Raw genomic sequence first — 12,745 nt, 5'->3', positions numbered from 1 at the left:
AAGTTTATAATAAAATAAATAGAACAAAAGGGGTGGGGACTATGTTTAAATATGATATTAATGAAGACGCTTATTTAAAATTATTGGATTTAAGTGATGTTCATGATTTATTTGCATTGACTGATCGTTCAAGGGATACATTACGTGAATGGTTACCTTTTGTAGATGGTGTTCAGACAGTTAAAGATACAGAGGCATTTGTAAAAAAGGCTATGCAACAATACGCTGATAACGATGGGATACAGGCAGGAATTTACTATGATGGACAGCTCGCGGGTGTCATTGGGTATCATCAAATCAACTGGCAACACAAGTGGACAAGTATTGGCTATTGGTTAGGGAATGAGTTTGTAGGCAAGGGGCTTGTAACAAATTCAATGAAAGCATTAATTGATTATGCCTTTCATTATTTGAAGCTACACCGTATTGAAGTGCGAGTAGCGGTTGGAAATATTCGTAGCCGCACGATTCCAAAAGTGTTGGGCTTTCATGAAGAAGGGCGATTAAGGGATGCGGAGTGGCTGTATGATCATCATGTAGACCAAGTGGTTTATGGTATAACGGCAGCTGAGTGGAAAAAAATTAAGATGACCAATGAAGCGACGGTCGCCCTGTAAAAAGCGATTCATATAAAGAGGAGCAGTGCCATGAGATCTAACTTATAACCCATGGTGCTGCTCCTCTCTTAAATTATGGTCTACCCGCCATTTTTTGTTTGCGCCAGCTTAAAATTCTTTTTGGATGTAAATAAATAAGCCCTAGAATGAATCCGGTTACTAGCCCACCTAAATGTGCAAAAACGTTTACATTCGGTTGAAGAAAAGTCATAATGACACTGATAATGATGATTGGTAAAATAAGCTTACGAAGCATTGGCATTGTTCTACGAGTATAATACACTAATGCCCCAAAAGCACCAAAAATTCCAAAAATAGCTCCACTTGCACCAAGACTCGCATAACTACTATCATAGAATATGTAGGTTGCCATGTTGCCAACAATACCCGATACTAAATAAATTGTAATAAAACGGGCTTTACCTGCAATTTTTTCAAGCTCTGGTCCAAAGAGATATAAGGAAAACATATTAAAAAACACATGCATAAACCCTGCATGTAAAAACATAGCAGAGAATACACGCCACCACTCACCTTTTTGAACGAGGAAATTCGCTTGAATTCCGTAATTCCACAAAAGAGTTCCTACACCGGGTAAAAGAGACAATACATAAAGAATTAAATTGATTGCTATTAACGTTGACACAACAGGGTAATACTTTGTATATTGCTTAAAATTTTCTGTTCTACTAAACATGGCTCCACCTCAATTTACAATTATTATACATGCCTTGTTGGAAATAGGTAAAGGAGAAGGTCACATGATTAAGGGAATTGGTCTAGATATTGTAGAAATAGACCGTATTGAAAAAGCGATGAAGCGTACAGATAAATTTAAAGACCGCATTTTATCAACAAGGGAAAAAAAATTATTTGATGGTTACTCAGAAACTCGTAAAATAGAATTTTTAGCAGGACGCTTTGCTGCGAAAGAAGCATTTTCGAAAGCGATGGGTACTGGCATTGGCGAACAATGTAAACTTCATGATATGGAGATATTACGAGGAGAGGCTGGAAAACCCGTTTTATATTTTAAGGGGGAGCTTGCCAATGGTTTTGTTAGTATTACGCATTCCAAGCAATATGCAGCTGCTCAAGTAATCTTATTAGAATAGGAATGAAGTTGTCTAAAAAGGTTAGCCAGTAAATTTAAATATATTGCCTTTTCTACAAATGACATAACTGACAAATACGGTTCATATATTGTCGTAGTGGATTTGAAAGAAGAAAGGGTGAAAGCGTGGGCAACCGAATAGTTAAATGGCTCGTCTTATTTTGTACGATATTACTTCTGTCGGCATGTGGTACAGCCTCACAGGAAAAAGTGTTGAAGAAAGTGAATGGTAAATGGGGAGAGACAAATGGCTATGAATTAAATGCTACGATGGAGATCAAATCTGGTGGGGAGCCTAGAAATTATAATGTAACAGTATGGCATACTAAACCTGATTTCTATCGAGTAGAAGTTATGGAAAGTGGAAAAGATGTTTCTCAAATGATTGTGCGTAATGCGGATGGCGTATTTGTTGTAACACCAACATTAAACAAAATGTATAAATTCCAAAGTGATTGGCCTAAGAAGAATAGTCAAGCATATCTAATAGGAGCTCTTGCAGAAGATTTAGCAGAAGATAAAAATCTTGTCATGAAAGAGGAAGAGAAAGCATATATATTTGAAGCGGCTACTAGAAATAGCTATAAAAATAGTATGCCTCATCAGGTGATTACAGTAGATAAGAAAACTTTACTACCAACTTCTGTTGTCATTATGAATGATGTGAAAGAAGAACAAATTCGAATTACATTTAAGAAAATTAAACTAGGTGTGCAGCATGCTGCCAAAGAGTATGCAGTTGAGCAATTTACAGATAAAGATAAAACTAAAGGTGAACAAGCTACACCAGCAGAGAAAGATGGTAAAGAAGACAAAGAAGACAAAGAAGCAGTTGGTGCAGAAGTAGAATATCAAGAGTTCCAAACTAGCTATCCAGTATTAAATTGGGCACAATTGGCGAATGAAAAAGTCGTTCAAGAAAGTGGTATGGAACGCGTTATCTTAACATTTGAAGGAGAAAAAGCCTTTACAGTTATGCAACAGCCAGTGACAAAGGAAAACTCTATGTTACCAGTATCTTCGCCTGGTGATCCAGTTGATTTAGGATTTACAATAGGTGCGATTACAGATACTTCAGTTAGTTGGGAAAAAGATGGTGTTGAATTCTTTGTAGCTTCCAGTAAACTAACGCGTGAAGAAATGATTGAAGTTGCTACATCTATGACGATAGGTAGTATGAAGTAACTTTTCTAGCTACAGCTTTCTAGTTCATGAAAGCTGTAGCTTATTGACAATATAAAAATTTGTGGTTTAGAAAATGTTAAGTGATTGTCTATAAAGTAAACGTTTCAGGACTAATAAACGTATAATTGTACAAGCTAAATAAAAAATATGTATGTAATACATAATGTTTTAATTAAAAATAAAGAGGGTATTCTTATGAAGACACAGCAATATTTTCGACCAACGAAAGCAATGATAAATCTACAAGCAATCCAACAAAACGTCAAAAATTTAAAAAAATTTATACGACCTAATGTTCAAATAATTGCTGTAGTAAAGGCGAATGCATATGGTCATGGAGATGTAGCCGTAGCACAGGCAGCTCTTGAGGCTGGTGCCACAATACTTGCAGTGGCAACGCCTGATGAAGCATTACATATTCGAGCACATTTTGAAGATCCAGACATACTAATATTAGGTGCATCTCCAGTGTCCTTTGCTCCTTTCGCAGCTCAACAGCGTATTATGCTCACTGTGTATGGAAGTGAGTGGGTACAGCAAGCAGCACCACTTATAGCCAATGAAGCGCTTTCTTTACTGCTACATATGAAAGTAGATAGTGGTATGGGTAGAATCGGCATTCGCTCTGAGCAGGATTTGTTAGCATTGTATCAAACAATTGAGTCTACTGATAATGTAGAGTTAAACGGAATATTTACGCACTTTGCAACAGCGGATGAGAAAGATACAACTTATTTTGATCAGCAAGTACAATTTTTTGAAAGCTGTTTAGCAGTATTGCCGATAAAGCCGCCACTTGTTCATGCATCTAATACAGCAGCTTCATTAGTAAAGGATTCTAACTTGCAGTATGATGCTGTGAGATATGGGATTTCAATGTATGGTTTATCACCGTCCTCCTATGTAGAGAGTATCCTACCCTTTGCCTTACAACCTGCATTTTCACTCGAAAGTGAACTTGTTCATGTGAAGGAAATAAAAAAAGGTGAATCTGTAGGCTATGGAGCTACATATGTTGCGCCAACAGATATGTGGATTGGAACTCTTCCAATAGGTTACGCAGATGGTGTTATTCGTAAGTTAGGTGGACAAGAGGTTTTAATTGATGGACAGAGAATGCCGATTGTTGGACGAATTTGTATGGACCAATGTATGGTTGCCCTACCAAAAGCATATGCTATAGGTGAGAAGGTAACACTTATTGGCCAACAAGGACAGAATAGGATTTCCATCGATGAATGGGCAACTAAGCTTGAAACCATTAACTATGAAATACCATGCATGATCACAGCAAGAGTTCCTAGAATATACTTTTAATAAACACATTTATGCCAGTTTGAAGAATTTGGTCAATTAATAAGCACTGGAGATCTTATTTCTTTTCCGAATGATAGATCAATCATAATTGGTAATAAGTTGCAATAATAATTATTCGTCATATACCTTCGACAGCCAACATATTTTTACAATTTGTACTTCAAATTGTCAGATATTTTGTCATTTCATGTCTTTTCAACAATATCTTTCAATGATAGAATGGGAAGTAATGAAAAGTGTATGGTTCCGTTGGAGGTGCTTGCTGTGTACGATAAAAAGTTAAGAGAAGCTACAATTGCTGTTCAAGACAGACTATTTCTACAAACAAAGGAAGTAATTGAAGGTGAATCTTTTGTGCGTTCTTTAGCGCGCAAAAATTTAATGCAGGAGCAACCAAATCAAATACGGGAAGCTATGATTAAAGGATATGTTGAAATGTCTCATATTAATTTAATGATCGCGAGTGAATGCTTGCATGCAGAATATGAAGCACAACATATGGTGGAGCGTCTCGTAAGCGGGGGATGACACTTTGAATGTAAAACGTGGTGACGTTTTTTTTGCAGATTTATCACCGGTAGTAGGCTCTGAACAAAGGGGCACTAGGCCGGTGCTGATTATTCAAAATGATATTGGCAATCGATTTAGTCCGACTGTCATTATCGCGGCTATCACTGCACAGATTCAAAAGGCAAAGTTACCGACACACGTTGAAATCAATGCTGAAAAGTATGGTTTTGAACGTGATTCGGTTATTTTGCTAGAACAAGTGCGGACAATTGATAAGTCAAGATTGACAGATCGTATTACACAACTTGATCATGCTGTGATGGAAAAAGTTGATGGTGCGTTGATGATCAGTTTAGGTCTAGTTAAATTTTGATATACATATGTGTATAGAAAGCATCGAGATAATTGATATCTCGATGCTTTTTTGTCTTTTCTATTCTTCAGTTATTTCGTATACTTTGAAATTCTTATGTCATTAGTACATAGGAAGAATGTTGAAATGTTTGATGGTAGCAAAAAATCTCTTCGTTATTATGCTATGACGTATTTGATAAATAATAAAAAAAGATTTAAGATATACACAAGATTTTTAATAAAAATAGATTATTGAAAAAATTCTTAAAGGTATATGAAAAAATACATAGAATATTCCATTTATAAATACTATATAGTTTGTGTGTAATATGTCGAATAAAAGTAAAAGGGTATTACTCCGTAAGGAAATGGAGGGGCAGCAGTGACAAGTAAGTCTTCGGTTGAAATTATTACAGAGTGGGATATTATTACAGCAAGACAACTGGGGCGTAATGAGGCAAAGGCACTTGGATTTGGCACTGTTGATCAAGCTCGTATAACCACAGCTATTAGTGAATTAGCAAGAAATATTTATTTATATGCCAGTATAGGTATAATTGAAATTGAAAGAATTGAGACAGAAACTGAAAAGAAAATAGTAGTTGTTGCAACTGATCAAGGACCTGGAATTAAGGATATTCGCAAAGTAACAGAGGATGGTTATTCTACATCGGGGGGTCTAGGTGCTGGCCTTCCAGGGGTTAAGCGATTGATGGACAGCTTACACATCCAATCTGTCATTGGAGAGGGTACAACAATAAGGACCGAAAAATGGCTGCGTTAGGACGTGAAGAAATTGAAACAATTAGAAGCTCAGTATAAAAAAATATTGTCAGATTATATGTTGAATCAAACAGAAAAAAATCTATATATTGCTCAAAATTTCACACGTCAATTAATTCAAAAAAGTATAGCCCCTGAGGATGTTGTTAGTATCCATAAAAATGCTGTAGAAGCAATATTTCCTAATCGAATGGGTGAATCGCAGCCAGCATATGATTTTCTTATTGAAGTTATGGTGCATTATGGTATGGCACATCGAGAGCATCAAAGCTTACTACAAAAACAGGCTGAGTATGAATTGGAAATGAAGATTGCAACTAACATTCAAAAGACCTTATTAAAATCATATGTGCCTGAGCTACAAAGTATTGATATAGGAATGGTTTCGTTTCCTATTCGTAAAATGAATGGTGATTATGTTCATTTTTTTCACGATGGAGAAGAGTATTTAAGTGTGGCAGTAACAGATGTTGTAGGAAAGGGTGTACCTGCTGCTTTATGTATGTCTATGGTGAAATACGGACTTGAGACATTGAGTTATGCCTATAAAGATCCTTCGTATGTTTTAGAAGTCATTAATAGGGTAATAGAAAAAGGTGTTGATGATAGTATGTTTGTTTCTATGTTCTATGGCTGCTTAGATATTCGCCAAAATATATTTTCCTATGCTTCTGCAGGACATGAGCCGGCTTTACATTATAGAGCCAAGCAAGATGAATTTATTCCTTTAGAAGCTAAAGGCTTATTACTAGGTGTGTTGTCTGAAACCAAATATACATTTCATGAAATTGTTTTAGAGGAAGATGATTTGATCATCATGATGACCGATGGAGTAACAGAATTTAGAGGGCAGGATGACTTAAATTCAAGAGAAATTATTTCAGCACTCATAAAAGAAAACAAGTACTTATCAGCTCAACAATTGTGCTTGCTTCTATATAGAGAGATAGAGAAAATACAGGATTTTAAACTGACAGATGATTTTACTGTAGTTATTTTAAAAAATAGGTTTACGTTTTAATGAAACAGGGAACAGAAAATAGTCTAATAAATATGGTGGAGGTGTGCTATATGGACGTTACAATACATTTTAAAGAAATTGATCATAAATTATTTGGCTTTGTAGAAGGTGAAATTGATACGTTTACGGCATCAGGATTACGTGAAGAATTGGAAGCTGTAAAGATTACAGAAGGATTGGAAATTGAACTCGATTTATCAAAGGTAAATTACATGGATAGTACAGGACTCGGGATTTTTGTTGCCTTTTATAAAAGAACATTACGTGAAAATGGCAAAGTGAAGCTCGTTGGTTTATCGACTAGATTACAAAGATTGTTTGAAATTACAGGACTGAGTGATTTGATGGATATCGAAACTGATAAAAAGGTGGAATTAAGATAATGAAGGAATTTGACTATATTGAAATTAGAGTTCCTGCTAAACCGCAATTTGTCAGTGTTATTCGGTTAACTGTCTCTGGCTTAGCAAGCAGGATTGGCTTTAATTATGATGATATCGAAGACTTGAAAATTGCTGCAAGTGAGGCTGTCACTAATGTCGTGCATCACGCTTATAAAGAAGATGAAGAAGGCGAAATCGTCATCGGATGTGCGTTATACGACAATAAAATGGAATTGATGATTGCTGACTACGGTAATAGTTTTAATTTCGAGGAGATTAAAACTAAGATTGGACCGTACCATCCTGAGGAAAATATTGCAGGGCTAAGAGAAGGTGGGTTAGGGCTTTATTTAATGGAAACTTTGATGGATGAGGTGATGATCAATAACGATGGTGGCGTAACTGTCTTTATGACAAAGTATGTCACTAGGGAGCAGGTGGAAAAAAATGTCGAAAGAATCACTACATAAATCTTCATCCAAAGAAGATGTATTAAAGTGGATTGAATTGTACCAATCAACGGAGGATGATGAAGCGCAAACGAATTTAGTGATTCATTATCGATATCTAGTTGAGTCAATAGCACGTAAGTATTCGAATGGTAAATCTTATTATGATGATATTGTTCAAGTAGGGATGCTGGGTTTATTAGGTGCAATTAGACGTTTTGATCCAAATGTTGGCCGTAGTTTTGAAGCATTTGCTGTACCAACAATTGTTGGAGAAATCAAGCGCTTTTTACGTGATAAAACATGGGATGTTCATGTGCCTAGACGCATAAAAGAAATTGGGCCGAGAATCAAATCTACGGTGGAGGCGCTGACTATTGAATTGCAGCGTTCTCCATCCATTCAAGAAATTGCCGAGCGTTTAGATGTAGCGGAGGAAGAAGTATTAGAGGCTATGGAAATGAGCCGTAGTTATCAAGCTCTTTCTATGGATCATTCAATAGAGTCAGATTCAGATGGTAGCACCGTAACACTATTCGATATTTTGGGTAGGGAAGACGATGGCTATGAAATGACTGATAAACGAATGATTGTTTCCGAGGCAATGGTTGTTTTGAATGAAAGAGAAAAACAAATCATTCAGCTTACATATTTAGAGCAACTAAGTCAAAAAGAAGCTGGAGAACAATTAGGGATTTCTCAAATGCATGTATCTAGAATACAAAGAAAAGCAATCAAGAAATTACAAGAGGCTATTCTAGCAAGTGGCGGTGTGTCGCTCTAATCCATCAATGGGTGTGCTGTGAATCATACTAAACACCTTTTAAATGTTTGAAAATAGTCTACTCATATTCGTTTGAGTAGACTATTTTTTTGCATTTTTAGTAAAGTGTAATGGTAAAATGAAAAGAAAAAGGTAGTGATGGTGTGGAACAAAAGCAAATGTTACAGCTCATTGCAAAAGATGTAGCGGTTAAACCAGGGCAAGTTGATGCTGTTATTAAATTATTAGAAGAAGGAAATACAGTTCCGTTTATTGCGCGTTATCGAAAAGAAGTAACGGGATCTCTGGATGAGGTGCAAATTAAAGCTGTAGAGGATCGTTATCACTACATACAGCAGCTCGAACAACGGAAAGAAGAGGTTATTCGATTAATCCAAGAGCAAGATAAGCTTACACCAGAATTAGAAAAATCTATTCTTTCAGCAACAGTACTACAGCGTGTAGAGGATTTATATAGACCTTACAAGCAAAAGCGTCGTACTAAGGCTACTATTGCAAAAGAAAAGGGCTTAGAACCACTGGCAGATCTTTTAGTAGCTTTTAGTCATGATCCACTAGAGCAACTAGCTATTAAATTCGTCGATAATGATCAAGTAGCTAATACTGAAGACGCGCTAGCAGGAGCGAGAGATATTTTAGCAGAACGCTTTGCTGATGATGCTGCTATTCGTGAGAAAATTCGTACGTATTCATTGAAAGATGGCGTACTTGTAACGAGTGTGAAAAATGCAGAAATAGATGAGAAAAATGTATTTGAAATGTACTACGAGTATGAGGAGCCTGTTAATCGAATTGTTCCTCATCGTATTCTAGCGATAAATCGTGGGGAAAAAGAAGATGTTTTAAAAGTTTCGATTCATGTTCCGGTGGATCGCGTATTGATGATCATGTGGAAAGAATGGATACCAGCAACGGGAACATCTCCTGCTATTGCTGAAGTGAAGCTAGCTATCGAAGATTCGTACAAGCGTTTAATTCAACCTTCTATAGAAAGAGAAATACGTAATGAGCTTACTGAAAAAGCAGAAACACAGGCTATTCATATTTTCTCTGCAAACTTACGTAATCTACTATTACAACCACCTATGAAAGGCAAATATGTCTTGGGCGTTGACCCAGCTTATCGTACCGGTTGTAAATTAGCAGTTGTCGATGAAACTGGGAAAATGCTAGAGGTTACCGCTATCTATCCACATCCACCTAAACCAGATGTGGCAAAATCGAAAGCTGTTGTAAAAGCAATCTTAGCAAAATACCCAATTAGTATAATTGCTATTGGTAATGGGACAGCCTCCCGTGAAACAGAACAATTCATTGTTGATGTATTAAACGAGCTGACTACGGACGTAGCCTACGTTATTGTTAATGAAGCGGGAGCATCTGTGTACTCAGCATCGGATATTGCTCGGGCTGAATTCCCTGATTTACAGGTTGAGCAACGAAGTGCTGTGTCTATTGCCCGACGCTTACAAGATCCTTTATCAGAGCTAGTGAAGATTGAACCAAAAGCAGTTGGAGTGGGGCAGTATCAGCATGATGTTTCTCAAAAGAAATTAAATGAATCATTAACATTTATAGTAGAAACAGCAGTTAACCAAGTGGGAGTTGATGTAAACACGGCCTCTTCATCACTTTTACAATACGTTTCTGGTTTATCTAAAACAGTTGCAGAAAATATCGTGAAGGTTCGAGAAGAGAATGGTCAATTCACTACCCGTGTACAATTAAAGAAAATTCCAAGATTGGGTGCGAAAACTTATGAGCAAGCCATTGGTTTCTTACGTATCTCTGAGGCAAAAAATCCATTTGATTCTACAGGTATCCACCCTGAAAGCTATCATCTTGCAGAACAGATTTTAGGAGAGGCAAAGATCGATAAAAAAGAACTTGGAACGAAGAAGGCGGAGGAAGCTATTGCTGCTTTGGATATTCAACAATTAAGTGGAGTACTAGAGATTGGTGTTGTAACGATTCAAGATATTGTAGATACTTTGATGAAGCCAAGTCGTGATCCACGTGATGCGTTCCCACAGCCATTGCTGAAAACAGATGTATTGAAAATGGAAGATTTAAAAGTTGGTATGGAGCTACAGGGAACTGTGCGAAATGTAGTAGACTTTGGAGCTTTTGTTGATATTGGTGTGAAGCAAGATGGACTTGTGCACATTTCAAAACTTCAAAATAAACGCATTAAACATCCATTAGAAGTTGTGGCGTTAGGAGATATTGTAACCGTTTGGGTTGAACAGATTGATGTTAGTAAAGGGCGGATTTCTTTAACAATGCTTCCTCCTAAAAATCAATTATTAGATTGAGTAATAAATTTTTACCACGCTGTGCATACTACACAGTGTGGTATTCTTGTTGTTGGAGGTGATCAAGTTGGACAATGAGGAACTACAACAGCTTGTATGTCGAATTTCTTTGGAAAGTTTTCAAAAACCATTTATACACCAAGCTTATTTTAATGGAAGGTTACGTTCAACGGGCGGGCGATATCTTTTACAAACGCACAATATTGAGATCAATCCAAAAGCTTTTGAATTATATGGTATTAAGGAAATTCAAGGCATTGTACTTCATGAACTGTGTCATTACCATTTACATATTGAAGGTAAGGGGTATCAGCATAGGGATAAAGAATTCAGGGAACTATTAAATAAAGTAAAGGCACCTCGTTTCTGTTCAGCGTTACATACTTCTAAATCATCTATAAAAAAACAACGACGCTACACCTATACATGTACTAATTGCCAGCAATTATATGTAAGAAAAATTAAAATGAATGTTGAAAAGTACTGTTGTAGCAAGTGTTTGGGCAGGCTTAAATTATTAGAGTAAAAAAATATTAAAAAAAGATTGACGTATTGTTTAGTTATCCCTATAATAGTAAAAGTCGACAAGATAACGACGACAACATAACACTCATTATTCCGAAGTAGCTCAGTTGGTAGTAGCACCTGACTGTTAATCAGGTTGTCGCAGGTTCGAGTCCTGCCTTCGGAGCCATGGCCCCTTGGTCAAGTGGTTAAGACACCGCCCTTTCACGGCGGTAACACGGGTTCGAATCCCGTAGGGGTCATTTTCATAATTTACTTTGCAAATAATATTGGTCCCGTGGTGTAGCGGTTAACATGCCTGCCTGTCACGCAGGAGATCGCCGGTTCGATCCCGGTCGGGACCGCCACTTATTGGGGTATAGCCAAGCGGTAAGGCAACGGATTTTGATTCCGTCATGCCTAGGTTCGAATCCTAGTACCCCAGCCATTCATTTCTTAATTTGAGCCATTAGCTCAGTTGGTAGAGCATCTGACTTTTAATCAGAGGGTCGAAGGTTCGAGTCCTTCATGGCTCATCTCTTTTAAGAAAAAGGTTGACTTTCTATTGATGTATAGTATAATAAGAAAGTTACTAATTGAATGCGGTCGTGGCGGAACGGCAGACGCGCTAGGTTGAGGGCCTAGTGGGGGCAACCCCGTGGAGGTTCAAGTCCTCTCGGCCGCACCAAAGTCAATTTCAAAGTTAATTAATTCATATGCGCCCGTAGCTCAATTGGATAGAGCGTCTGACTACGGATCAGAAGGTTGTGGGTTCGACTCCTGCCGGGCGCGCCATATTTTTTAAAAATAATGCGGGTGTAGTTTAATGGTAAAACCTCAGCCTTCCAAGCTGATGTCGTGAGTTCGATTCTCATCACCCGCTCCAAAAAAAGTGTTGACAACCTCTTGGTTGTTTGATAAGATTAAATAGTTGTCTGATTCGACAACGTTATGAACCTTGAAAACTGAACAAGCAAAACGTAATCAATAAAGTTTTAAGTAGCTAGTTTAGCTAGTGAACGAAACAAAATTTTGGACATCAAAATTGATGCCAGCAAAACAATTTGAGCTAATCAAATTTCTTTTATGGAGAGTTTGATCCTGGCTCAGGACGAACGCTGGCGGCGTGCCTAATACATGCAAGTCGAGCGAACAGAGAAGGAGCTTGCTCCTTCGACGTTAGCGGCGGACGGGTGAGTAACACGTGGGCAACCTACCTTATAGTTTGGGATAACTCCGGGAAACCGGGGCTAATACCGAATAATCTGTTTCACCTCATGGTGAAACACTGAAAGACGGTTTCGGCTGTCGCTATAGGATGGGCCCGCGGCGCATTAGCTAGTTGGTGAGGTAACGGCTCACCAAGGCGACGATGCGTAGCCGACCTGAGAGGGTGATCGGCCACACTG

General features: G+C 37.5%; 14 protein-coding genes, 8 tRNA genes and 1 rRNA gene. 22 read left to right on the top strand and 1 reads right to left on the bottom strand.

Annotation, left to right across the window (positions count from 1 at the left end):
- The first annotated feature begins 41 nt into the window (after nucleotides 1-41).
- Nucleotides 42-617 (top strand): GNAT family N-acetyltransferase, encoded by a 576-nt coding sequence (locus tag C9J29_RS13130; RefSeq protein ID WP_089985910.1) that lies wholly within the window; start codon nucleotides 42-44, stop codon nucleotides 615-617.
- 73 nt (nucleotides 618-690) lie between these two features.
- Here the strand turns inward: C9J29_RS13130 and C9J29_RS13125 are convergent, their stop codons facing one another.
- Nucleotides 691-1,314 carry a rhomboid family intramembrane serine protease gene (locus C9J29_RS13125; RefSeq protein ID WP_036121030.1) on the bottom strand — a complete coding sequence of 208 codons (624 nt, stop codon included), beginning with the start codon at nucleotides 1,312-1,314 and terminating at the stop codon, nucleotides 691-693.
- 64 nt (nucleotides 1,315-1,378) lie between these two features.
- On the opposite strand from C9J29_RS13125, the gene acpS reads away from it, so the two are divergent.
- The 21 genes from acpS to C9J29_RS13020 all read left to right on the top strand — a co-directional run.
- Complete coding sequence (gene acpS, locus C9J29_RS13120) at nucleotides 1,379-1,732, top strand: holo-ACP synthase (protein ID WP_089985770.1); 354 nt, start codon at nucleotides 1,379-1,381, stop codon at nucleotides 1,730-1,732.
- 125 nt (nucleotides 1,733-1,857) lie between these two features.
- A complete protein-coding gene (locus tag C9J29_RS13115; protein WP_043990243.1) occupies nucleotides 1,858-2,916 on the top strand; it encodes a LolA family protein in 1,059 nt (352 codons plus the stop codon).
- Nucleotides 2,917-3,111: 195 nt separating this feature from the next.
- Nucleotides 3,112-4,233 (top strand): alanine racemase, encoded by a 1,122-nt coding sequence (gene alr, locus C9J29_RS13110; protein ID WP_107922305.1) that lies wholly within the window; start codon nucleotides 3,112-3,114, stop codon nucleotides 4,231-4,233.
- Nucleotides 4,234-4,497: 264 nt separating this feature from the next.
- On the top strand, nucleotides 4,498-4,761 hold the full coding sequence (locus tag C9J29_RS13105; RefSeq protein WP_036162355.1) for a hypothetical protein: 264 nt from the start codon (nucleotides 4,498-4,500) through the stop codon (nucleotides 4,759-4,761).
- Nucleotides 4,762-4,765: 4 nt separating this feature from the next.
- Nucleotides 4,766-5,116: a type II toxin-antitoxin system PemK/MazF family toxin gene (locus C9J29_RS13100; RefSeq protein ID WP_107922304.1), complete on the top strand. Its 351-nt coding sequence runs from the start codon at nucleotides 4,766-4,768 to the stop codon at nucleotides 5,114-5,116.
- Nucleotides 5,117-5,479: 363 nt separating this feature from the next.
- Entirely contained in the window at nucleotides 5,480-5,881 is a 402-nt protein-coding gene (locus tag C9J29_RS13095; protein WP_008177053.1) for an anti-sigma regulatory factor, read from the top strand.
- Nucleotides 5,882-5,893: 12 nt separating this feature from the next.
- Nucleotides 5,894-6,901, top strand: a complete 1,008-nt coding sequence (locus tag C9J29_RS13090; RefSeq protein ID WP_089985768.1) for a PP2C family protein-serine/threonine phosphatase — start codon at nucleotides 5,894-5,896, stop codon at nucleotides 6,899-6,901.
- 50 nt (nucleotides 6,902-6,951) lie between these two features.
- A complete protein-coding gene (locus tag C9J29_RS13085; RefSeq protein WP_025114281.1) occupies nucleotides 6,952-7,284 on the top strand; it encodes an STAS domain-containing protein in 333 nt (110 codons plus the stop codon).
- Nucleotides 7,284-7,754, top strand: coding sequence for an anti-sigma B factor RsbW (gene rsbW / locus C9J29_RS13080; protein WP_008177047.1), 471 nt, complete (start codon nucleotides 7,284-7,286; stop codon nucleotides 7,752-7,754). The genes C9J29_RS13085 and rsbW overlap by 1 nt, the downstream gene beginning before the upstream one ends.
- Nucleotides 7,732-8,517: an RNA polymerase sigma factor SigB gene (sigB, locus tag C9J29_RS13075; protein WP_089985767.1), complete on the top strand. Its 786-nt coding sequence runs from the start codon at nucleotides 7,732-7,734 to the stop codon at nucleotides 8,515-8,517. The genes rsbW and sigB overlap by 23 nt, the downstream gene beginning before the upstream one ends.
- A 143-nt stretch (nucleotides 8,518-8,660) precedes the next feature.
- Nucleotides 8,661-10,832 carry a Tex family protein gene (locus tag C9J29_RS13070; RefSeq protein WP_008177042.1) on the top strand — a complete coding sequence of 724 codons (2,172 nt, stop codon included), beginning with the start codon at nucleotides 8,661-8,663 and terminating at the stop codon, nucleotides 10,830-10,832.
- 67 nt (nucleotides 10,833-10,899) lie between these two features.
- On the top strand, nucleotides 10,900-11,358 hold the full coding sequence (locus tag C9J29_RS13065) for a SprT family protein (RefSeq protein ID WP_043990239.1): 459 nt from the start codon (nucleotides 10,900-10,902) through the stop codon (nucleotides 11,356-11,358).
- A gap of 91 nt (nucleotides 11,359-11,449) precedes the next feature.
- Nucleotides 11,450-11,526: transfer RNA gene (locus tag C9J29_RS13060), tRNA-Asn, on the top strand.
- 1 nt (nucleotide 11,527) lies between these two features.
- Nucleotides 11,528-11,599: transfer RNA gene (locus C9J29_RS13055), tRNA-Glu, on the top strand.
- A gap of 29 nt (nucleotides 11,600-11,628) precedes the next feature.
- Nucleotides 11,629-11,704: transfer RNA gene (locus C9J29_RS13050), tRNA-Asp, on the top strand.
- A gap of 5 nt (nucleotides 11,705-11,709) precedes the next feature.
- Nucleotides 11,710-11,784 (top strand) — tRNA-Gln (locus tag C9J29_RS13045).
- Between the two features lie 15 nt (nucleotides 11,785-11,799).
- Nucleotides 11,800-11,872, top strand: a tRNA-Lys gene (locus C9J29_RS13040).
- A gap of 66 nt (nucleotides 11,873-11,938) precedes the next feature.
- Nucleotides 11,939-12,024: transfer RNA gene (locus C9J29_RS13035), tRNA-Leu, on the top strand.
- Nucleotides 12,025-12,054: 30 nt separating this feature from the next.
- A tRNA-Arg gene (locus C9J29_RS13030) sits at nucleotides 12,055-12,131 on the top strand.
- A gap of 17 nt (nucleotides 12,132-12,148) precedes the next feature.
- Nucleotides 12,149-12,222: transfer RNA gene (locus tag C9J29_RS13025), tRNA-Gly, on the top strand.
- A gap of 197 nt (nucleotides 12,223-12,419) precedes the next feature.
- Nucleotides 12,420-12,745 (top strand): 16S ribosomal RNA (locus tag C9J29_RS13020); the annotation flags it as partial.

This window comes from Lysinibacillus fusiformis (assembly GCF_003049525.1).
GTDB lineage: Bacteria > Bacillota > Bacilli > Bacillales_A > Planococcaceae > Lysinibacillus > Lysinibacillus fusiformis.
The sequence above is the reverse complement of the archived record's forward strand: the minus strand, read 5'-3'. Positions and strand labels throughout refer to the sequence as shown.

Excerpts from the sequence above, each read along its gene's own strand:
- C9J29_RS13130 (WP_089985910.1), top strand. The coding sequence starts at position 42 with ATGTTTAAATATGATATTAATGAAGACGCTTATTTAAAATTATTGGAT.
- C9J29_RS13125 (WP_036121030.1), bottom strand. The coding sequence starts at position 1,314 with ATGTTTAGTAGAACAGAAAATTTTAAGCAATATACAAAGTATTACCCT.
- acpS (WP_089985770.1), top strand. The coding sequence starts at position 1,379 with ATGATTAAGGGAATTGGTCTAGATATTGTAGAAATAGACCGTATTGAA.
- alr (WP_107922305.1), top strand. The coding sequence starts at position 3,112 with ATGAAGACACAGCAATATTTTCGACCAACGAAAGCAATGATAAATCTA.
- C9J29_RS13085 (WP_025114281.1), top strand. The coding sequence starts at position 6,952 with ATGGACGTTACAATACATTTTAAAGAAATTGATCATAAATTATTTGGC.
- rsbW (WP_008177047.1), top strand. The coding sequence starts at position 7,284 with ATGAAGGAATTTGACTATATTGAAATTAGAGTTCCTGCTAAACCGCAA.
- sigB (WP_089985767.1), top strand. The coding sequence starts at position 7,732 with ATGTCGAAAGAATCACTACATAAATCTTCATCCAAAGAAGATGTATTA.